This is a genomic window from Streptomyces sp. NBC_01460, from assembly GCF_036227405.1.
GTDB lineage: Bacteria > Actinomycetota > Actinomycetes > Streptomycetales > Streptomycetaceae > Streptomyces.
The window spans coordinates 4039922-4059225 of record NZ_CP109473.1; the positions used below are offsets into that span (position 1 = coordinate 4039922).

Annotated in this window: 18 protein-coding genes and 2 pseudogenes; 15 read left to right on the forward strand and 5 right to left on the reverse strand. The window is 67.1% G+C overall.

All coding sequences use genetic code 11. The annotated features are described in order from the left end of the window. The first annotated feature begins 270 nt into the window (after positions 1-270). The 6 genes from OG488_RS17935 to OG488_RS17960 all read left to right on the forward strand — a co-directional run bounded on the left by OG488_RS17935 (position 271) and on the right by OG488_RS17960 (position 6426). Entirely contained in the window at positions 271-1500 is a 1230-nt protein-coding gene (locus OG488_RS17935) for a helix-turn-helix domain-containing protein (protein ID WP_329230462.1), read from the forward strand. Positions 1501-1678: 178 nt separating this feature from the next. Beyond that, positions 1679-2002: a hypothetical protein gene (locus OG488_RS17940; RefSeq protein WP_244167327.1), complete on the forward strand. Its 324-nt coding sequence runs from the start codon at positions 1679-1681 to the stop codon at positions 2000-2002. A gap of 391 nt (positions 2003-2393) precedes the next feature. After that, entirely contained in the window at positions 2394-3626 is a 1233-nt protein-coding gene (locus OG488_RS17945; protein WP_329230466.1) for a hypothetical protein, read from the forward strand. A gap of 107 nt (positions 3627-3733) precedes the next feature. Next, positions 3734-5056, forward strand: a complete 1323-nt coding sequence (locus tag OG488_RS17950; RefSeq protein ID WP_329230468.1) for a UDP-glucose dehydrogenase family protein — start codon at positions 3734-3736, stop codon at positions 5054-5056. 24 nt (positions 5057-5080) lie between these two features. After that, positions 5081-5410 carry a MazG-like family protein gene (locus OG488_RS17955; protein WP_329230470.1) on the forward strand — a complete coding sequence of 110 codons (330 nt, stop codon included), beginning with the start codon at positions 5081-5083 and terminating at the stop codon, positions 5408-5410. A gap of 344 nt (positions 5411-5754) precedes the next feature. Next, complete coding sequence (locus OG488_RS17960) at positions 5755-6426, forward strand: peptidase inhibitor family I36 protein (RefSeq protein WP_329230471.1); 672 nt, start codon at positions 5755-5757, stop codon at positions 6424-6426. A 65-nt stretch (positions 6427-6491) separates the two neighbouring features. Here OG488_RS17960 and OG488_RS17965 read toward each other — a convergent pair whose 3' ends face one another. From OG488_RS17965 to OG488_RS39280, 3 genes and pseudogenes are all read right to left on the reverse strand, one after another. Continuing rightward, a complete protein-coding gene (locus OG488_RS17965; RefSeq protein ID WP_329230473.1) occupies positions 6492-7487 on the reverse strand; it encodes a hypothetical protein in 996 nt (331 codons plus the stop codon). Beyond that, entirely contained in the window at positions 7480-8046 is a 567-nt protein-coding gene (locus OG488_RS17970; protein ID WP_329230475.1) for an RNA polymerase sigma factor, read from the reverse strand. The genes OG488_RS17965 and OG488_RS17970 overlap by 8 nt, the downstream gene beginning before the upstream one ends. A 250-nt stretch (positions 8047-8296) precedes the next feature. Continuing rightward, positions 8297-8488: pseudogene (locus tag OG488_RS39280) on the reverse strand (hypothetical protein); the annotation flags it as partial. A gap of 280 nt (positions 8489-8768) precedes the next feature. Here OG488_RS39280 and OG488_RS17975 point away from each other — a divergent pair. From OG488_RS17975 to OG488_RS18000, 6 genes and pseudogenes are all read left to right on the forward strand, one after another. Next, a pseudogene (locus OG488_RS17975) lies at positions 8769-8939 on the forward strand (transcriptional regulator); the annotation flags it as partial. Positions 8940-9133: 194 nt separating this feature from the next. Beyond that, the gene (locus OG488_RS17980) at positions 9134-9883 is read left to right on the forward strand and encodes an SDR family NAD(P)-dependent oxidoreductase (protein WP_329230476.1); all 750 of its coding nucleotides are present in this window, start codon (positions 9134-9136) and stop codon (positions 9881-9883) included. A gap of 351 nt (positions 9884-10234) precedes the next feature. After that, a complete protein-coding gene (locus tag OG488_RS17985; protein WP_329230478.1) occupies positions 10235-10483 on the forward strand; it encodes a type II toxin-antitoxin system CcdA family antitoxin in 249 nt (82 codons plus the stop codon). Continuing rightward, complete coding sequence (locus tag OG488_RS17990; protein WP_329230479.1) at positions 10480-10881, forward strand: DNA-binding protein; 402 nt, start codon at positions 10480-10482, stop codon at positions 10879-10881. The genes OG488_RS17985 and OG488_RS17990 overlap by 4 nt, the downstream gene beginning before the upstream one ends. Positions 10882-11191: 310 nt before the next feature. Next, entirely contained in the window at positions 11192-11539 is a 348-nt protein-coding gene (locus tag OG488_RS17995) for a transcriptional regulator (RefSeq protein ID WP_329230481.1), read from the forward strand. Beyond that, positions 11536-12207 carry a nucleotidyl transferase AbiEii/AbiGii toxin family protein gene (locus tag OG488_RS18000; RefSeq protein WP_329230483.1) on the forward strand — a complete coding sequence of 224 codons (672 nt, stop codon included), beginning with the start codon at positions 11536-11538 and terminating at the stop codon, positions 12205-12207. The genes OG488_RS17995 and OG488_RS18000 overlap by 4 nt, the downstream gene beginning before the upstream one ends. Before the next feature lie 321 nt (positions 12208-12528). Here the strand turns inward: OG488_RS18000 and OG488_RS18005 are convergent, their stop codons facing one another. Next, positions 12529-13260, reverse strand: a complete 732-nt coding sequence (locus tag OG488_RS18005) for an alpha/beta hydrolase (protein WP_329230485.1) — start codon at positions 13258-13260, stop codon at positions 12529-12531. Between the two features lie 157 nt (positions 13261-13417). On the opposite strand from OG488_RS18005, the gene OG488_RS18010 reads away from it, so the two are divergent. From OG488_RS18010 to OG488_RS18020, 3 genes are all read left to right on the forward strand, one after another. After that, positions 13418-13813, forward strand: coding sequence for a winged helix-turn-helix transcriptional regulator (locus tag OG488_RS18010; protein WP_329230486.1), 396 nt, complete (start codon positions 13418-13420; stop codon positions 13811-13813). A gap of 548 nt (positions 13814-14361) precedes the next feature. Beyond that, the gene (locus OG488_RS18015; RefSeq protein WP_329230488.1) at positions 14362-16116 is read left to right on the forward strand and encodes a PP2C family protein-serine/threonine phosphatase; all 1755 of its coding nucleotides are present in this window, start codon (positions 14362-14364) and stop codon (positions 16114-16116) included. Continuing rightward, positions 16113-16577, forward strand: a complete 465-nt coding sequence (locus OG488_RS18020; protein WP_329230490.1) for a response regulator — start codon at positions 16113-16115, stop codon at positions 16575-16577. Before OG488_RS18015 ends, OG488_RS18020 begins: the two co-directional genes overlap by 4 nt. On the opposite strand, the gene OG488_RS18025 is transcribed toward OG488_RS18020, so the two are convergent. Next, positions 16562-18844, reverse strand: coding sequence for an ATP-binding protein (locus OG488_RS18025; RefSeq protein ID WP_329230492.1), 2283 nt, complete (start codon positions 18842-18844; stop codon positions 16562-16564). The genes OG488_RS18020 and OG488_RS18025 overlap by 16 nt on opposite strands. Positions 18845-19304 lie beyond the last annotated feature (460 nt).

A 19304-nucleotide genomic window follows, 5' to 3' on the forward strand; every position in this document is an offset into this window, starting at 1 on the left:
AACGTGGTGTGTTCCTCATCAACATGATCCGCTGCCGTGGAACGGCGGAGGACTGGGCACCTGGCTCGGACGGGCCGGCCGCCGATAGGGCACAAGTCCCCTTGCCTCGTGTCGGCACTTCATGGCGAAGCAGGGAACGCGGCTGTGGCATCCCTGTCCCGACAGCGGGACTCACGCGCAAGCCGCGTCATGGGTACCGTGCTGGAGACGAACTCTGTACGGACAGACCGGCGATCGCGCCGGATCGTCCGGCGGCCGGGAGGTGTCCTGATGCTGGAGGAAGCCGAGGAGATCGGCAAGCGCGTCCGCAGGGCGAGGCTGCGGTTGGGTATGCCGCAGGCCGACCTGGCGACGGCCCTGGGGAAGTCGCAGGGCTGGGTCTCGAAGATGGAACGTGGCCTGATCGAGCTCGACCGGGTCGGGCTACTCAACCAAGTGGCCGCGGAGCTGCATGTCCATCCGAACGACCTGATCGGGCGGCCGTACAGCAGTTCCCCGGACGACAACCAGTGGCAGGTTGCCGCCTCGTCGATCCTGCGCGAGCTGCGCCGCTACGACCTCGTCCCCGTCTTCGACGGGGCTCCGCGGCCCGCATCACAGCTGTGGCGTGAGGTGACCCGGCTACACCGCTTGCGGGACACCGCTTCCAACGTGGCGATTCTCCGCGTTCTCCCGGACCTGTTCCGCGAGGCGCGCGCCCTGGCTGAGGAGTCGGAGGGGCACGAGCGGGAGGAGGCGTATGCCATCTACGCCGTGTGCTGCAAGTTCGCACACACCGCCGCCCACTCCCTCGGGCACCCCGAACTGGTCGCCATGGCCTGCGAGCGGGCCGCATGGTCAGCCAGGTTGTCGGGAGATCCGGTGCTGCCCGCTGTCGCCGACTGGATGAGGGTCTGGGACATGTGGGCAACGGCTGACTGGGCCGACGCTCTGACGCTCTCGGACAAGGCGATCACCTCGGTGGAGCAGGAGTACGACCGTGGTGAGCCGCTGGCCGTGCGGGCCTGGGGCACGCTGCAGCTACGGGCTGCGGTCTCCGCCGCCCGAGCCGGCCGAGCCTCGGAGGCCGAGGACCGGATCGGACACGCGAGGGCCGCTGCCGAGCGCATGGACGCGTATGTCGGGGCACCGGTGTACGACCGGCATTCGCTGACGTTCTCCGCCGGGAACGTGCAGATCCACGCGATCAGCGTGGCCCTGGAGATGGGCAAGCAGGGCAAGGCGCTGGAGATAAACCGTCGTACCAGCCCAGACCTGGTCGGGTCGCTGCCCAACTCCCGTCAGGGACACCACCACATGGATGTCGCGCGAGCCTGGTTGTGGGACGGGAACCGGGGAAAGGCCCTGGCCGAACTGGAGACAGCCGAGCGGATCGCGCCCCAGCTCGTACGGAACCACCCCATCGCCCGTTCGACGCTTCGCAGCATCGTCTACGCGGAACGAGCAGCCACGCGAGAGAAGCTGCGGCGCATGTCCGACCGCTTTCACCTGGACGGATAGGGGTCGTATTCCTCCGGCTCATATTCGAGGGTTGCCCTGTCCCTAACTTCAGGGCATGACGCGACGACGTTCTCCCCACCTTCCCTCGCAGGGATCCGGGTTAGGTACCGCAGCTCCCTTCGTTCCCCAGCTTGGCGACCTCGCCACCGACAGCGCCCGCGAGGACCGTGTGGGGGTCGTGGTCGCTCTCCCCGGTGAGGGCTCCGCCACGACCTACCACCTGCGCCCGCCTGGGGGCGGGACCCAGTGGTCCGCGCCCGCCGACGGGACGACGCTCAGGCCCGTGCCGGTGAAGGCCACCCACGCCACGCTGCTGGCAGGCCGGGACGCGGTCTACGATCCGAGGGCCCGGCAAGGGTCAGTTCCCGTCGAGTTCCACTTCGATGACGGCTCGACCCTCAATGGCGCCCTCATCCTCACCACGGCGGAGCTGGAGCGGTTGTACGCGCAGACCAGCCGCCTCTTGGATGCACACGAACGCGCCCTCGGCGGCACCTCGTGACCGGGGCACGGCGCCGCCATGCCCGAATCGCCGCGTCCACAACCGCACGGGCCGACCACGGAGGTCGAATCGCGCTCACGTTCCTGGCCGTCGCCGGCCTGGTCGGCCCGGCCTGGGCACTGCGTGAGCACGCCGCCCCGCTCCTTGAAGGAGCCGGCCATCGCCCCACCGCCGTCGCACCGGACGCGAGCCTGCCCTCCGACCGCTGAGGCCCTTCCCGGCACCGCCGCCGTCTGCCCGCGCTCGACCGCCGGAGCCTCCCACGCTGCTCTCTCGTCGAGCGGCGCTGAAGAACCGCCCCGCTCAGCGCGGCTTCGGCTGCCCGGGGCGGGACGGCCTGCACCTCGTCAGCCATCTGGAACATCCACGCGTGATTCCCCAGGGAGGGATCATGGACATCCCGTACATCGTCATCGACCAGCTCGTCCCCGACCAGCAGCAGGTCTGGAAGACGTACTTCGGCGACGCCGACCGCCCCCGCTACATCGAAGAAGGCATCTGGCGCCGCACCCAGGAGAAGGCCACCGCCGGCCAGTCCGGCTGGGCGGCCTCCGACGACGCACGGCGGCGGATCATCCACTACCGCTACCGGTACGGCCTGGTGCCCACCACGGCTGCGCCGGCCATCGGCTTGACCGACCTGTACCTCTATCACTCCGCGTCCGCCCCGGCCGACGAGGTCGCCGCGCACCACGACGCCCTGTGGGATTCGCTCGCCGCTGGCGGCTGGAAGGAGGCTCCTGGTGGATTCTTATGGACCCGACGGGATCTGAAGTGCCGGATCACCGAGTACGACGTCCACCCTCAGGACGCCTCTGCGGGCCGCACCCTCCCAGCCGGCTACCGGAGCCTGGACGTGCAGATCGCCTCCGTGGCCTACGCGCCGCCGCCCGCTGTCCGGCAACTGCCGTGGAACGTGCTCTCCACCGGAATCCGGTTCAAAGACCGCCCCGGCACGCCGACCCGCGTGCCGGACCTATCTGTCCTCGCGAACCTGCGACCGTTCCAGGTGGAGATGGGATGCGGTACGTCGGTCGAGGCGGGCATCCCGCCCCTGCACCGGCTCCACGAGATCTACCGGGTCACCGACCGCCAGGGCCACGAGCCGCGGGAGCACCGCTTCACCCTCTCCCCGACAGCGGACACACTCCTCCATGAGGTGCTGACGGAGCCGGAGGAGAAGACGGCGGAATTCGTGGAGATGTTCCGTGCCTGCTTCCTGGCCGAGCCGACCCCAGCCATGTGGGCACTGAAGGAACTGAAGGACGCCGGGCACCTCGTCGGTCCGGTCATCACCAACAACTTCGACGTGCTCGCCGCGCGGGCCGGGCTCGACGAGTGCTTCATGCGCCGCTACGACCAAGCCGTACCCGACGTCGAGTGGGTCGACGGCGCCAAGGCACTCCTCGTCGTCGGCCTGCACGCCGACCGACGCAAGGTCCAGGCTCGCGCCCGTGCTCGCGGCATGCAGATCGTCTACCTCGACCCGGAGGGCTTCTGGCACGACGGCCAGTTCATGCCGTACCCGCTGGAGGGGCCCCAGGACGGTGACTTGGTGTGCCGGGCAACCGCCGCTGGGGCGTTGCCCGCACTGGTCAATCTCCTGAAGCAGCACGCTGGTTGATTTACCTGCACGAAGAGGGCCGCGCCGGGTGGTGACGCTAGCGTGACGCACCCGGCCGGCCCGGACTCACCGGGCGGGCGAGAGGCAAGGAAAGGAGCGTCGACCCCATGCGCGTATCCGTCATCGGCTGCGGTCACCTGGGCATCCCCCACGCCGCTGCCATGGCCGAGATCGGCCACGAGGTCATCGGCGTAGACCTGGACCAGGCGAAGATCGACCGCCTCAACGCCGGCGAGTGCCCCATCTACGAGGACGGCCTGCCCGAACTCCTCACCACCCACACCGCCACCGGACGACTGCGGTTCACCACCAGCCTCGAAGAGGCGGCCGAGTTCGCGGACGTCCACTTCCTCGCCGTGGGCACGCCGATCGACGCGGACGGACGCAGCTACGACACCGGACAGGTCTTCGGCGCCGCCCGCGCCCTCGCCCCGCACCTGTCTCGGCCGACGGTGATCATCGGCAAGTCCACAGTCACCGTCGGCACCTCACGCGACCTCGGCGCACTCCTCGCGCGTCTCTCCCCGGCCGGTGAGGACGTGGAGGTCGTCTGGAACCCGGAGTTCCTCCGCGAGGGCCACGCCATCGACGACACCCTGCGACCCGACCGAATCGTCGTCGGCGTCCCCTCGGCCCGCGCAGAGGACGCCGTACGCCAGGTCTACGCACCTCTCCTGGCAAACGGGATCCCGCTGTTCGTCACCGACCCCGCCACCGCCGAACTCATCAAGGGCGCCGCCAACGCCTACCTCGGCATGAAGATCTCCTTCATCAACGGCGTCGCCGACATGTGTACCGCTGCCGGAGCCGACGTCCAGCAACTCACCGAGGCCATCGGCCTGGACCCCCGTATCGGACGCGGCGGCCTTAACGCTGGCCCCGGTTACGGTGGCGGCTGCCTCCCGAAGGACGTCCGCGCCTTCACAGCCTCAGCCAGCACCCTCGGGGCCATCGAGGCAGCAACCCTCCTGCGGGCGGCAGAGCAGGTCAACGAATCCCGCCCCACCGCTGCGCTGAAGCTCATTGAGCAGACCCTCGGCCACCCCGTCGACGGCGTACGCATCACCGTCTGGGGCGCTTCCTTCAAGGCCGGAACCGACGACGTCCGCGAATCCCCGGCCCTGGCGATCGCCGCGCTCATGCACCAGCGCGGCGCGACCGTCACCGTCCACGACCCGCACGCCGTGCCCACGGCACTGCGCCGGCACCCGGAGCTCGACTACGCCGAAGCCCTCGACGACTCCGTCCAGGGCGCCCAACTGATCGTCCTGGCCACCGAATGGCCCCACTTCCGAGAGGCCGACCCCAAGGCCCTCGCCCCACTGGTCGTGGAACAGGTCCTCGTCGACCTCCGCAACCTCATCGACGCCGACGCCTGGCGCATGGCCGGATGGACCGTACGCCAGCTCGGACGACCCGCACAGGAATAGCCGAACCATCGATGGAGGTCCGACGTGGACACCCTGTGGGACAACATTGAGAAGCTTTCCGCCGTCTGCCGAACGGCCGGCGCCCACCTGCCAGACGAGGAGCTCAAAGCCCTCCAGGTCGGCAAGGTCGCAGAGGAAGCCGGCGAGGCCATGCACGCCCTCCACGGCCTGAAGGGCCTCACCACCTGCGGCGACGACCACGCCTGGTCCGAGGTCCAGAACGACCTGGTCGGTGCCGTCATCGCCGCCCTCCTGGCGATGCACTACATCGACCCAAGAGGGGCCCGCGACACCTTCGACGAGATTCTCCACCGCCGTACCCGCAGGGGACGCGAAGCCGCTGCTGCAGCCTGACGACCCTCCGAACCCACCGTCGGCGGCGCCCATGAGGCGCGGCCGACGGTCGACGGTCGTCCTCAGGGGTAGGCGCCGCGGTGGGCTCGACCCGTTCCCGCGTAAGGCCGGTGTGGCTGGCGCCCCAAGGAGTGGGTGGCATCGAGCCGCCCGGCCTCCACGCTGCCCGTCGACTTCACCTCCGATGACCCCAGTGCAGCACTCCCTCGACGAACTCGGACTATTGAACTCCATTTGGGGATTCTAGGTGAAGGCCGTACACACTTCCTCGGCAATGCACCGCGCTGAGGCAAGATCTACCTGTCACAGGGGAACTTCAGTGCGAAATAATGGGGAGGGGTCTCATGTCTCGACGAACACGGATGGCTGGGGTTGCCATCGCATCGCTGCTCAGCCTCGCGACGCTTGGTGAGGCGCAGGCAGCAGACGGATCCGACTCACTACAGCAGGAGATCAACGAAGTGCTCGCCACCACTCAAGGGGGCGTTCAAATAAGCAGAAACGAAATCGCCTGGAATGGCGGAGAAGCCATTCTGGTCTTCCCTCTGCCTGGCGAGACCACGGCGCCGGTGAGCAGCCCAGCCGCTCAGACGCTTCAGGCCGAGGTGGCCGCTCTGGGAAACCTCGCCACAACGGAAGAACCTGCGGGTGACGATCCGGAACCCAGCGCCTCGGTAGCAGCTGCTGACGCCTGCCCCACCGAAGCGTTCGGTAATGACTGGTACTGCTTCTATCAGTACACAAATTACGGCGGCAGACGCCTGCAGTGGAACGGCACGCATGACCTCTTCAATCCGGTCTTCTTCTCCGACTACGGATTTGAGAACAAGACTTCATCCTGGTCCAATAAGGGCGGAAAGACCATTCAAGTGAGGAACCGCTCAGTGACCGGAAGCGACCCCAGTTGCAGCGCACATGGAAATGGTCTCTTCTTGTGGACAGAGGCCGCCCATAGTCGATCCAGTAACGTAGGTTCCGGGTATGACAATAAGGCAGACTGCTTTTGGACATCCTAGTTCGATATGGAGTTGACCGTTCCGGCTCACGATTAGTAGAGCCGGAACAGTCGACTTCCGTCGATTCATGACTCAAGATAGGTTACATACAACACCACCGCAGGCGGCTTCACATTCAGCGCCCCAGCGTCACTGGTCAGCTCTTCTTCATAAGCGAAAAGCGCCCCCGTAGATTCATCGAAAATCAGCGTGTGTTTTGTGGGCAAGCCCCCATAGGTCGACTGCACAGAAAACGCTTTCCCAGCTCGCCCGCTTCGATCCCTACCCACTCCCTCGTAGAGGATTCCGGGCGTCCCCTTGAGCGAGCGAAGCAAGGCCGCTCGCTGGCGAGGCGTGAAGGATCGGTCCAATGAGCGCTCAGAAATCGAGTCAAACAGCTCACCGGGACCGGAGGACTCGTATCCCAACGCGAGCCAACGGCGCATACCTTCAGGCGTTATGGGCGCCTCCTGATTTCTTTCATCTGACATGTCCACAGGCCCCGACGAATCCGAATACTTCTCCGGTTCCTCACCGATAGCTCCGGAATCCTTCCAAGCATCTCGCTGATTTTGCGACTGAAACTCTGGCGTCTGAGTTCGGACGGTCCATTTCTCGGACCCGTCTTGGTACTTCAACGTTTCCCTGCGCTCCGGAATAACAGCCGAAGTCACCTGAATCCCGTCGATTCGCGTCGATAGCGACCAACTCTCTCTTGTGAATCGCTCCGGGCTGACGGGAGAAGGACCATCAGGAAGCTCCTCGACCCGATGCGCGATGTCTTCCAGAACCTCCGTTGCGGACCTATCACTGTCTTGATATTTCAAAGGTGCTGGCGTTACCGCGTACGCTGGCTGCGGGGAAGTGCCGAAGATGTCAGTGGCCACCAAGCCGAGTGCAATAGCAGTCACGGCTACAGCAGAGGCCAGAACCCACCTGCGAGTCGAAGAGTGCACGTGTCGCCTTTCCGTTCCTGTACGACGAGGAGTGGCCAAGATCCGATTCAGGGCTGCTTCGTCCGGCTGCTTGACATTGTCTTGCGCCGGGTTCAACGAGCGGAACCTTTCGACGATCTCACGCATCTGCACCACCCCACGACCTCCCACCTGTTTGCGGCGCGGTGGTAAACCGCACGTCAGATTCATCTACTGATGTTGATGCCAATGCTTTCCGGAGCCGCTTACGAGAACGGTGCAAACGGACCTGAAAGGTCCCCACATTGCAGCCCAGGACCTTTGCTGCCTGGGAGGCTGGCAAATCCTCCCAAAGCGTCAGGCGCAGAACCTCCTGATCTGCATCACTGAGTGTGCCGAAAGCGACTGCCAGACTCGCCGTCTGCACTATCGCTTCGCCATGGTCACAGGAGTTCCGTATCGGCTGAGAGGCCAATGCCTCAAATATTCGGAAGCGACGTTCCTCGGACCTGTAGGCGTTCGACAGCGTGTGTCTCGCTACCCCATACAGCCAAGGCAGAGCCGTGGGCTCGGGTAGTTCGTCGAGCCGTCGCCATGCAACGAGAAAGACCTCCGCCAGCACATCCGATACTTGATCGGCGTGGATCCGGCGACGCACGTATGCGTCAAGTGCCGAGTAGTGCTGCCGGTACAGATCCGTGAAGCGCTGCTCGTCTGTAGTGTCCACATCCCCTCCTCCCTGTGTATGTCCAACTACGGCCAGGTCTTACAGGCGTTACTGAAGATTTTCTGCTGAAAGCTCTGCGTCATGGGGTGCGGCTCGGCCGCCCAGCGGTCTCCCTGCCTGAGAAGTATGGACACGTATCAGAGGTAGCGTGCGGTTGCTACCGCCTTCCCTTGGCAGCCCGTCGATGCCCACCACGGATCCCGAGGGAAGCAAGAGTGTGTTGCTGTCCACTCGTAGCCCAGGTCGGGGGCTATCTACTGGGCGGAAAGGCATCCGCTAGTGCGGACGCCCCCTCACTGTTGCAGCCTGACCAAGCCGGCAGGGTCAGGCCGGTGCCGGCCGGACATCCATCGATTACCTCCGGCCTGTACTGCAGCATCTTGAGCTTGCGCTTCACAGCGCGGGTGACCTGGCCAAGGTCGGCGGCGGCCAGGTTGCCGATAGACGGCACGCACGCCGTAGGGACCGTCGACCCCGCCATGTCCGCGTACTTCCGAGCAGTCGTGCCCCATCCGTGCCCTTCACACCGGTCAACAGCGGTCAAGCACGGTCCCCAGAGACCACATCAACCACGCCTCAGCGGGCCGAACAAGCAGGTCAGAGGCATTTCAATTGCCCAAGCACCGGTGATTCCCAAGCTCAGAGCGCGAGTTCGATTCTCGTCACCCGCTCCATGAAAAAGCCCCAGGCCAACGGCCGGGGGCTTCTTTGTATGCGGCACCTTGCCGCTGCCCGCCCGGCGCCTGCCCACAGCGCTCTCCGAGCTTGCCGGCCTCGAGCACGGCACAGTGAGCTTGCCGCTTCACCTGGCGTGGTCGGGACTGACTACGTTCGATCTCGATCAGCCCCGGCTGCGGATGAGCTACTACCGCATCGTGCTGACCGAGGGCCAGTGGATACGGTCCGTTCCGGATCGGGTGACCTGAGGCGAAGGGGCGGATGTCGGGCACGTTGGATCGGTTCGCGGCTCCGCCATCCGGGTGAGGAGCCTGCGGCACCTGCCCGTTGACTCCGACGATCGGCGGTCGTACCGTGCGGCGGGCAGAGATGTGACCGTCGTTCACAACCGAGGACATGGGGTGGGGTCGTGGGGCAGCGCAGGGTCGTGGTGTCGGGTGGCGGTACGGGGATCGGGCGGGCGGTGGCCGAGGTCTTTGCGGCGGACGGCGACCACGTCGTCCTCATCGGGCGGCGCGAGGGGCCCCTGGAGAAGGCCGCCGGAGAGCTCGACGCCGCGCATGGTGCGGGAACGGCCTCCTGGGTCGCCGCCGATCTGAGCGATCCCGGCCAGGTCCGCAGAGCCGTGGAATTCTGCAGCGCGGGCGGCGCACAGGTCGACGTGGTCGTCGCCAACGCCGGCGGCAACGTCGCACCGGCCCACGACGGCACCCTCGAAGGCGTCGCGGACAGCTTCCGCCGCAACTTCGAGGCCAACGTCCTCACCGCCGTGCTGCTCACCGAAGGGCTGCTGCCGCACCTCACCCGGCCCGGCGGCCGAATCATCCAGATGTCGTCCATCGCCGCGCTGCGCGGCCCCGGTTCGTACGGCGGCTCCAAGGCCACCGTCAACACCTACACCGTCGACCTGGCGCAGAAGCTCGGCCCGCAGGGCATCACCGTCAACGCGGTCGCCCCAGGCTTCGTCGCCGACACCGAGTTCTTCGGCGACCGGGCCACGCCCGAGTTCGTCGCCGCCCGGACCGAGCAGTCGCTGACGGGCCAGGCGGGCCGACCCTCGGACATCGCCGCCGCGGTGCACTATGTGGCGTCACCTGAAGCGGCGTACATGACGGCGCAGATCGTGCATGTGAACGGGGGTGCAGCGCTGGGGCGATGACGGTCCGTTACCGGAACGCTGCCGCCACGCGCGCGACCAGCCCGACTCCGCACTCGCTGCGCCGGCATGGGGATCTCGCCATTGAAGATCGTTAACCTGGAAGTCGCTGGCGGGGGGCCGATGGTGAATCGTCTGTCAGCGAGGGACTTCGTGGCTCGTGAGTACGAGCAGTGCCCGCAGCAGCGTGGTGGCGTAGCAGGTGTCGAGGCGGAGCTTGGTGAGGATTCGCCAGCTTTTCACGTGGCCGAAGGCGTGTGGCGTCCCCTCCATATTGCACGGGCGACATCACGGAGAGTGGCGATGGTCCGTATTTCACAGGTCATCGCGCGCATACTCCAGTATGCTTGGCGTATGTCCTCAACGACTCGCATCACCGTCACGCTCCCCAGCGACCAGGTGGCGGAGCTCCGCAAGCTCACGGACAACGTCTCCGGCTATGTAGCGGAAGCCGTGGCCCGCCAGATCCGGCACCAGCTGCTCGGCGACGACCTCCGCCGCCACGAGGAAGAGCATGGAGGCTTCAGCGACGAGGAGCTCGCCGAGGCCCGCGCGAGGATCTTTGGCTCCGTCGGCTCTTCCAAGGACGCGGACGCCGCGTGAGCGAGCGCATCGAAACCGTCGTCCTGGACTCGGAAGGGCTCTCCGCCTGGGTCGAGCAGGATCGCAAGCTGCTCGCGATGCTGCAGGTCTTCCACGACATGGGAACCGACCTCGTGATCGGGGCGAACACCATCGTGGAAGTCAGCCACTCCCGTATTAACATCCCTCGCTTGAACTGGGCCCTGTCCCGGGTCAAGGTAGAACCGGTCACTGAACAGACGGCCAAGACTGCGGCGGCGCTCCTCAAGGGCGCAGGACTGCACGGACACAAGTACGCCATCGACGCCACTGTCGCCGAGGTCGCGCTCCGCCAACCGAAACCCGTCGCCCTGCTGACGTCCGACAGCGATGACATGACCACGCTCTGCGGCAACCAGGTCCGCGTCATCCCCCTCTGACCAGCCAGCCCGCCCGAAACACGCGTCGCACTGCCAGTTCTCGAGCCCCATCCGTGCCCAGCAGAGCGGACAACAGCGGTCAGATACGGCTCTCAGAGACAGGGGCCCATCCACCTGCCCGCTGCAAAACCCCAGTTCAGGTCCCCTCTGGCAGCCCAAGAACCGTTGATTCCCAAGCTCAGAGCGCGAGTTCGATTCTCGTCACCCGCTCCACGAAAAAGCCCCAGGCCAACGGCCGGGGCTTCTTTGTATGCAGCACCTTGTCACCGTCCGGTCGGCCCCCGGCGACTCCCCCCTGGATAATCGGGGTATGGCATCACAGCCCAGCCTTTCCGATCTCCGCCGTGCCAAGTTTGCCCGGCGCGCACCCGCTGCGCTCTCCGAGCTCGCCGGCCCCGAGCACGGCACAGTGAGCCTGCCACTCCACCTGGCGTGGTCGGGACTGACCACTTTCGACCTCGATCAGCCCCGGCTGCGGATGAGCTACTACCGCATCGTGCTGGCCGAGGGCCAGCACGATGATCTGGTCCGGTATCTCAATCGCGGCCTCCTCGTCAGGTTGTGGCCCACACTGCGCACACTGATCAGCCGTGATGTCCGTGAAGTCTGGGAACGCGCCTTCGACGAGTTGGCTCACGGCGCCCAGGCCTCGGCGTGAACCTCACCGACCTGCACCGTCGCTTGCTCGCAGACGTGCTTGCCGTAGGCGGTGCATACCCTCTGGCGCTTACCGGTGGCTACGCGGTCCAAGCGCACGGCCTGGTCGACCGGCTCAGCCAGGACCTCGACGTCGCGACCGAGAACCCCGAGCGCATGGAGGACATTGCGACTGCCGTGCGCATCGGCTTGGAGCAGCGCGGGTGGCAGGTCAGCGCTCTGGAAACAGACCCGCTGTCCGCGCGCCTGATCGTCACCGATCCCACCAGCCGTGAAGAGTGCGAAGTCGACATCCTCAAGGAAGCCCTCTGGCGACCGCCTGTGCACACCGAGCACGGCTTGGTGCTGTCACTCGAAGATGTCGTCGGCACCAAGGTCCGCGCGCTGTCCGACCGCGGGCTCGCCAGAGACCTGATCGACGTTCAGGCCGCAGCGAACCACTGGAGTCACATCGGACTCGAAGAGCTCGGACGGCGCCATGCCCGCGACTCCTTCGACCTGAGCGAGCTGCAAGCTCGACTGGGCGGGGCCGACTGGATCGACGACACGGAATTCGCCGCCTACGGACTCAACGAGCAAGCAATCACCAGGCTTCGGCAGTGGGCACAGACATGGGCCGGCGACATCGGCGAACGACTCCAGGAGCAGGAGGCTCCGCACGAAGACTGAGGGCCGCAGACAGACCGGACGTGCTCGGCAGGATGCACCTCATGCTGCTCAGCCCACAACGACCGTGCCCCACTCGTGCCCTTCGGAGCGGACAACAGCGGTCAAGCACAGCGCCCATAGACCACGTAAGCCTCGACCGATCCAGGCAAACATGCAGGTCAGAGCCGCTACACTCGTTCAAGAACCGTTGATTCCCAATCTCAGAGCGCGAGTTCGATTCTCGGCACCCGCTCCATGAGAATGCCCCAGGCCAGCGGCCGGGGGCTTCCTTCTTGTCCAGACCGTTCAGGGGACCCGCACCAGACCCGCATCAGAAGGCTGCTAACGAAGAGTGGATTCAAGCAGCAGTTCGCTCAGGTTCCCCGGCATGGTGATCATGCAGTCGTGTCCGGTCGGCAGTTCCCGTATCCGTGCCGGGGAGCCGTTGGGCTGTGTCGCGGGGACAGGCCGCCGCACGATGCCTTCCGGCTCGGCGCCGACACAGTGGATGTGCGTACGCGGAACCGAGTCCAAGGCGGGGTTGTCCAGCCGGACCGGTTGCCGCAGGCACCGCACTGGCTGGTCGGAGAGCGTCGCACGCAGCCATGCGATGTCCGCCGGGTCGGTGACCCCGAACAGCCCGAGGGGCGGAGGCATCTCGGGCGGCGGCGGGATGCGCCAGTCGTTGTCGGACTTGGCGGCCAGGTCGATCAGGTTCTGGGTGATGGGCTGCACGTCGACGGCGGTCTCGCCGTGCTCCGGGACCATCGCGTCCAGGTACACCAGATGCGCGATCCGTTCCGGCACCTCGTTGGCCACGGACGAGACGACCAGCCCCGCGTAGCTGTGCCCCACGAGCACCACCTCGCTCAGGTCCTCCTCGTGGATCAGCTCTACGACGTCCTGGACGTGCGTGTCGAGCCCCACCTCGGGGCCGAGCAGGTGTGCCTTGTCGCCGTAGCCGGTCAACGAGGGCGCGAACACGCGGTGTCCGGCCGTCTCCAGCAGTGGGACCACCCGCTCCCAGCACCGGCCGCTGTGCCAGGCGCCGTGTACCAGCAGAAAGGTTGCCATGAGGGAGTTCTCTTCCGCTTCGGGGCGTGACGGCACGGGGACATGATGGTTCCTGTTTGTGCCTCGGTACTCTTCGGGAACCGCCATCATCGTGCTGCACCTGCCACACCCCGATCAATAAGGCACATTTACGTGCCCTGGTTCTCTGGAGGTAACCATGAACGGCACAGCGGGCGGCGAGTCATGGGCGGCACGGGCGGAGGACCCGTGCCAGGCCCGTCAAGTGCTCGGCATCGTCGGCGACAAGTGGTCGCTGCTGGTCGTGCGCAACCTCAGCCAGGGACCACGCCGCTTCACCGAACTCAAGCGGGCCGTCGACGGGATCAGCCAGCGCATGCTCACCGTCACCCTTCGCGGCCTGGAACGCGATGGGATCCTCACACGGACCGTCCGCAATGTCATGCCACCGCACGTCAGTTACGAACTCACTCCGATGGGCAGGACCCTCCGCGAAGCCACTGCGCCCCTGTTGGAGTGGAGCATCACCCACCTGACGCACATCGACGCCGCCCGCGCCGCGTACGACGCCCGCCCCGACACCCCGCCCGCCTGACCCCGGCCCCGGCTGCACACCACCCGGCGATCACCATCGGCCACGCAGCCCGGACCGAGACCTGCTGTCCGCACGCCTGATCGTGACCGACCCGGCCAGCCTCGAAGAGGACTGAGGGCCTGACGGATGCCGACCGCTCGGCAGGATGCAGTTCACGACAGGGGCTGCCCGCCCCTCGGTCGGCCGTGCCCCATCCGTGCCCAGCGGCGCGGACAGCAGCGGTCAGGTACAGCACCCGGAGACCTCGCCGACGAACTGAACGATCACGGCTCGGAGGCGCCCGGCGGCCGTAGGCACGGCTCCGGGCGCAGGGGCGGGTCGGTCACCGCCGCGGACGCGCGGTCCGGGCGGACGGAACGGGCAGCGTGACCTGCGAGGACGGCAGGGGTGACGGCTGTGGCGGTCGGCCTCTCGCGTCTTCCTCCGAGCGCCACCAAGACCGCGCCTGGAGGCGCTCAGTGGCGGGGTGGCATAGCGTTTCCCATGACGGGCCGGGGCCGACAGTGGTGATACGGGACGGCGGATCAGCGGTGGAGCAGCACGAGGGCATGGCTTCACGTCAGGCGGATGACGGATGGTGGTCAGGCCGTCTGCATGAGCTCTGGCGCGTCGCCGAGAATGCGCAGGACGTGACGGGGCTGGCCGACTCTCTCTACGACATGCTGCTCCGCATGCCCGGCGTACTGGCCGTCGTGGGTACCCGCTGGAGTGGCGGGCTGCTCCACTATCTGCGGAGTGTCACCGTGGCGGAGCCGACGTCATCGCTCGTGGAAATCGAACGGAATTACGGCGAATCCGGCGCAGCCGGGGCTCCGGCCGGTGATCCGGCTGTCACGGTTCACGAAGTGTCGGAGCTCGACGGGGCCATGCCGCACGTCCAGGTGCTGGCGGCAGTCGGCACGCGGAGCCTGGCCGAGTGTGCCGTGCCCCTGGGGCAGGACGGCTGGGCCTCGTTCATGGTCGGTACCGCGGACAGGGACGCCATCGATGTGACGCTGCGGACCCGGTTGAAGCAGGTGGCCGAGGTCGCCATGGTCTCGGACAGGCGCATCACGGCGCGGCGCGCCGACGAGGTGCGTCAGGTGAGTGACGCCTTTCTGGCGGAGGCGTCGTTGCAGATGGATTCGAGCCTTGATGTGAAAAGCACCTTGGAGCGGGTGGCTCGGACGGCCGTTCCCGCCATCGCCGAGGGGTGTGTTCTACATCTTTCTCTTCCCGAAGGACTGAAATCCGTGTCCTTCGCGCACATGGACGCCGGTGACCAGCAATGGCTCGGCAAGGTCGCGGCCGAGGACGCCTGGCTGACGGAGTCACTACGGCAGGTACTCGGCAGCGGGCAGGCACTGGCGCTGAAGGGTGAGGGGTTGCGCGGGGGGCCCTTCGGGCCCGCCTCGTCCGGGGCGGGCCGCGCCGTGCGGGCGATCAGTGTGAACCCGCTCAAGGCCCGAGGCCGGGTCCTGGGTACCCTGACGTTTCTCTACCATCGGGCGGTCGTGGCCGAGGGGGCCTCACAGTTCCTTGCCGGTCTGGCCGACCGGGCGGCGTTGGCCATCGACAGCAGCACCCTGTACGAACAGCGGCGCCGCCACGTGGTCTCTCTCCAGCGGCATCTGCTCCCGAGAGAGCTGCCGCTCGTTCCGGGGATCACGCTGAGTGCCGCGTACGAAGTGGGTGACGTCTCGCTCGACGTGGGCGGTGACTTCTACGACGCCGTCCCGAGGCCGCAGGGTGGTGTGACCCTCCTCCTCGGTGACGTCTGCGGTCGCGGGGCGGAGGCGGCGGCGCTGACAGGTCTGGCCCGCCACACCCTGCGCACCCTTCTCGAGGACGGCAGTACGCCCGAGCACGCGCTGGAACGGCTGAACCAGGCCCTGGTCAGGGAGGGCACGTCCCGCTTCGTGACGGCGCTCGTAGCGGTGCTGGTACCGCACGGGTGGGGGTTCCGTGCGCGCTACTGGAGTGCGGGGCATCCGGCCCCTCTGATGCGACGTGCGGACGGCACCGTGGAGGAACTCCTCGCCCACGGGGATCTGCTGGGCGTGCTGGAGGACATCGAGTACGGATCCGGGTCGGTGCGCCTGGCGCCGGGGGACGCGCTGGTGATGTTCACCGACGGAGTGACCGAGGCAAGAGCGGCCGACGGGATGTTCTTCGAATCGCGTCTGCGGGACGAGGTCGTGCGGCAGGGTGCCGGTGGGGCTCAGCGGTTCGCCGAGCGGCTGGCAGAGGCTGTTGTGGACTTCCGGGCGACGGGTGCCGACGACATCGCCGTACTCGTCGCACGGGCGGAGTCCATCGGATGAGCGGGCCTGCCGGGGAGCAGAGGATCGATCACGACCTCGTCTGGGTGGTGGAGGATTCGGCGGAGGACGCCGAGGCCATCGCACGGGCGCTCCGTCGCACCCATCCGGATCTGGAACTGGACTTCACCGACCGGGGGACGGGATTCGTCGAGCGGTTGCTGGAAGCTCCTCGTCGGCCGGGGCTCGTCCTTCTGGACCTGAAGCTGCCCGGTCCCAGCGGGGCCGAAGTGCTGCGGTCGATCCGGTCCCGGCCGGAACTGGACGGCGTGGCCGTCGTCGCCTTCACCTCGTCCACCGGGCCGGACGAGGTGGACACGACCTATGCGGCAGGCGCCGACAGCTACATCTACAAGCCGGTCAACTTCGAACTCTTCAGCGCGGTGCTGAAGAGGGCTGTCGACTACTGGCAGAGAAAGGCGAGAGGTGGGGAGGAGGGCCCTTCCGCTCAGCCTCCCTCCTGACCCAGGGTGAAGAAGAACGTCGTCCCACGGGCTGGTTCGCTGTCGAGCCACAGCTCGCCGCCGTGGCGCTCGACGATCCGCCTGACGATCGCGAGCCCCACGCCCGTGCCGCCCCCGCGCTCGCCCTGCCCGTGCAGTCTGCGGAAGAGCTCGAAGACCTGGTGCTGCTGGCCGGGCGGGATGCCGATGCCGTTGTCCCGGACCACGACGGTCTGCTGTGGAGGCCCGCCGGACGGTGGGCGAAGCGTGTCGACCAGGACCTCGACCGTACGGTCACCCTGGTCAGCGGCGTACTTGGCCGCATTCACCAGGAGGTTGACCAGCACTTCGTAGAGCCGGCTCTCATCGGCGTACACCTCGGGCAGGTCATGTCGGACGACCCGCACGTGGGCTTCGGCCAGGCGTTCGCCGGCCACGTCGAGCGCGGAATCCAGTACGCGGTCCAGTGGGACGGTGGTGCGGTGAAGCCCGCCTCGGCCCAGTCGGGCGAAGTGCAGCAGTGAGTCGAGCAGGTCGTCCATCCGGCCGGCCAGTCGTCGCACGGTGTGCATCCGGCGGACGGTAGTCGCATCGAGCTCCGCGGCGGCGTCCTCGATGACGAAGGTCGCGGCGTTGGAGATGCCTCGTAGCGGCTCCTTCAGGTCGTGAGCTGCCACGTGAGCGAATGAGTCGAGGTCGGAGTTGATGATGCGCAGCTCTTCGTTCAACGCTGCCAGCTCCGCCTCGTGCCGCAGTACGAGTCCTGTCAGCACGCGCCAGAGCTCCTGTGCGGTGGCACGGTCGGTGGGCGTCCAGGGCAGGCACTGTCCATGTACCACCGCGCGGAATACGGCACCTGAGCCGCGAGGGGTGAGCCGTTCGCCCCGTGGCCCGACCTGGACGGGCCTGGAGGGGTCGGCGGCCCATTGGCGGGTGGTCGGGCGGGCCTTGCGGAACCAGGCGAGGTAGTCGCCCGAGCGGCTCAGCGTCACCATCAGGGCCCCTGCCGGGCCGTCTTCCACCAGGTCGTCCTGATCACCCGACTCCTCCGACAGGCGGTCCGTACTCCAGACCGTGCCGGGTGCCGGCCCTGCTGCGCGTGCCCGAAGGGCCTCCAGCAGTGCGGGAGGAACGCTCATCCCGCTGATGGTGCTCCGGCCACCGCGGCAGAGCACCGCGCCGTCGGCGTGCAGCAGCTCTCTGAGGGCGCCGTCACCTGCCAGGAGTGAGTCCTCCAAGTCCGATGTGACCCGAAAGATGATCCGTTCGAGGCGCTCGCGGGATGCGGTGAGTGCCTTGGCCTGCTCCCGTTCCTCGATGACGCCGAGTTGGAGGGAGAAGGCCACGCCGAAGAACTCGCACGCCGCCCGCATTTCCGGGGGGATGGTGACAGCAGCGTGGCCGTGGCAGGCGATCAGCCCCCAGAGCTCGCCTTCCCGGAGGACGCTCACCGACATCGACGACTTCACACCGATGTTCCGCAGGTACTCCAGGTGGAAGCCGGACACCGTGCGCAGCACGGAGTTCGACAGGTCCAGTGGCAGGCCCGAATCCGCTCGGAGCGGAGGGTGCAGACCCACGCTGGTGTCGTCCACGTCGGCGATGACCCGGATCCAGTTGTCGCGGTAGAGCCTCCTCGCCTGGGGCGGGATGTCGCTGGCGGGGAACCAGAGTCCGAGCCAGGGCTCGCGGCCCTCGGCGACGTCCTCGGCGACCACCTCTCCCGGCCCGTTCTCCCCGTCGAAGCGGTAGGCGACCACGCGGTCGAAGCCTGTGAGAGCCCGGATCTCACGGGCGGCCGCCTGGCAGCACTCGACTACAGCCGTCGAGGACCGCAGACGCGTCAGAGCTCGCCGGACCCCCTGGTAGAAGTGCGGGAAGTGTGGCGCCGCGACGGTGCGCGACTCGTACTCCAGAACGACCAGAGACCCGTGCCGGTGCGCGGTCACGTCGAACATCCGGGGGGTGCCCGCCACATCGACGGAGACGGGGAGGACCAGGCTTGCCGCATCGTGCTGAGCGCAGACCTGGAGCGCCTCGTCCCAGTGCTCGGGGGACAGGACCCGCGTGATGGGCCCTCCGACCAACTCCTCGGCAGCAATCCCCAGCAGGAGAAGCGTGTTCAGTGCTGCCGTGTCCACGGTGCCGGTGTCGGCCTCCGCCGCGAGCAGGGTGCCGTGGGACTGGATCATGCCCAGCCGGTGAATGGGCTCCCGGACGCATTCGCTCAGGTCGAAGCCGATGGCCGCCGCCGCTTCGGCCTCGCGTTCCGGTTCCGGTAGGGACATCTCTTCTCCCCCGCACAGAGTTCTCGAACCGGCCTGATCGATGTCCGGTTTGCCGCGATCCTTCCATGGTGCCCTGCGGCGGAGGAGCTGCCGCGGGTGTGTGTCGTCGCTCCCGGCGGCAGCCGCCTGCCGTGGGTGATCAGCGCGTGCGCGACCACGCGTCCCCCTGCACCCGTGCCCCGCCCCTGCGCCTCGGAGCGGCCGGTTGCGGGGCCACGTACAAGTCCTGGATTAGGAACCATCCTTGTCCGGATCCGAGGTGCGGACGGAGGTGGGGACAGCGGAGGGCAGGGCACGGATTCCTCGCCGGGGCCCCGTGCTACTACGTGCCAGGCACAGGGGTGAAGAACGGTCACTTCGAGTGGTGCGCTGGCATCGGCAAAGCGTTGCTGGGGCGGGATTTCAGCTGCTCAGCGTCATAACTGACGATCAGATGCCGGGATATTCCCAAGCCTGGAGC

Coding starts and splice junctions, on each gene's coding strand:
- OG488_RS17950 (WP_329230468.1), top strand. CDS start 3,734: ATGCGCGTATCCGTCATCGGCTGCGGTCACCTGGGCATCCCCCACGCC.
- OG488_RS18020 (WP_329230490.1), top strand. CDS start 16,113: ATGAGCGGGCCTGCCGGGGAGCAGAGGATCGATCACGACCTCGTCTGG.
- OG488_RS17960 (WP_329230471.1), top strand. CDS start 5,755: ATGTCTCGACGAACACGGATGGCTGGGGTTGCCATCGCATCGCTGCTC.
- OG488_RS18025 (WP_329230492.1), bottom strand. CDS start 18,844: ATGTCCCTACCGGAACCGGAACGCGAGGCCGAAGCGGCGGCGGCCATC.
- OG488_RS18015 (WP_329230488.1), top strand. CDS start 14,362: ATGGCTTCACGTCAGGCGGATGACGGATGGTGGTCAGGCCGTCTGCAT.
- OG488_RS18010 (WP_329230486.1), top strand. CDS start 13,418: ATGAACGGCACAGCGGGCGGCGAGTCATGGGCGGCACGGGCGGAGGAC.
- OG488_RS17995 (WP_329230481.1), top strand. CDS start 11,192: ATGGCATCACAGCCCAGCCTTTCCGATCTCCGCCGTGCCAAGTTTGCC.
- OG488_RS17965 (WP_329230473.1), bottom strand. CDS start 7,487: ATGCGTGAGATCGTCGAAAGGTTCCGCTCGTTGAACCCGGCGCAAGAC.
- OG488_RS17985 (WP_329230478.1), top strand. CDS start 10,235: ATGTCCTCAACGACTCGCATCACCGTCACGCTCCCCAGCGACCAGGTG.
- OG488_RS17945 (WP_329230466.1), top strand. CDS start 2,394: ATGGACATCCCGTACATCGTCATCGACCAGCTCGTCCCCGACCAGCAG.
- OG488_RS18005 (WP_329230485.1), bottom strand. CDS start 13,260: ATGGCAACCTTTCTGCTGGTACACGGCGCCTGGCACAGCGGCCGGTGC.
- OG488_RS17935 (WP_329230462.1), top strand. CDS start 271: ATGCTGGAGGAAGCCGAGGAGATCGGCAAGCGCGTCCGCAGGGCGAGG.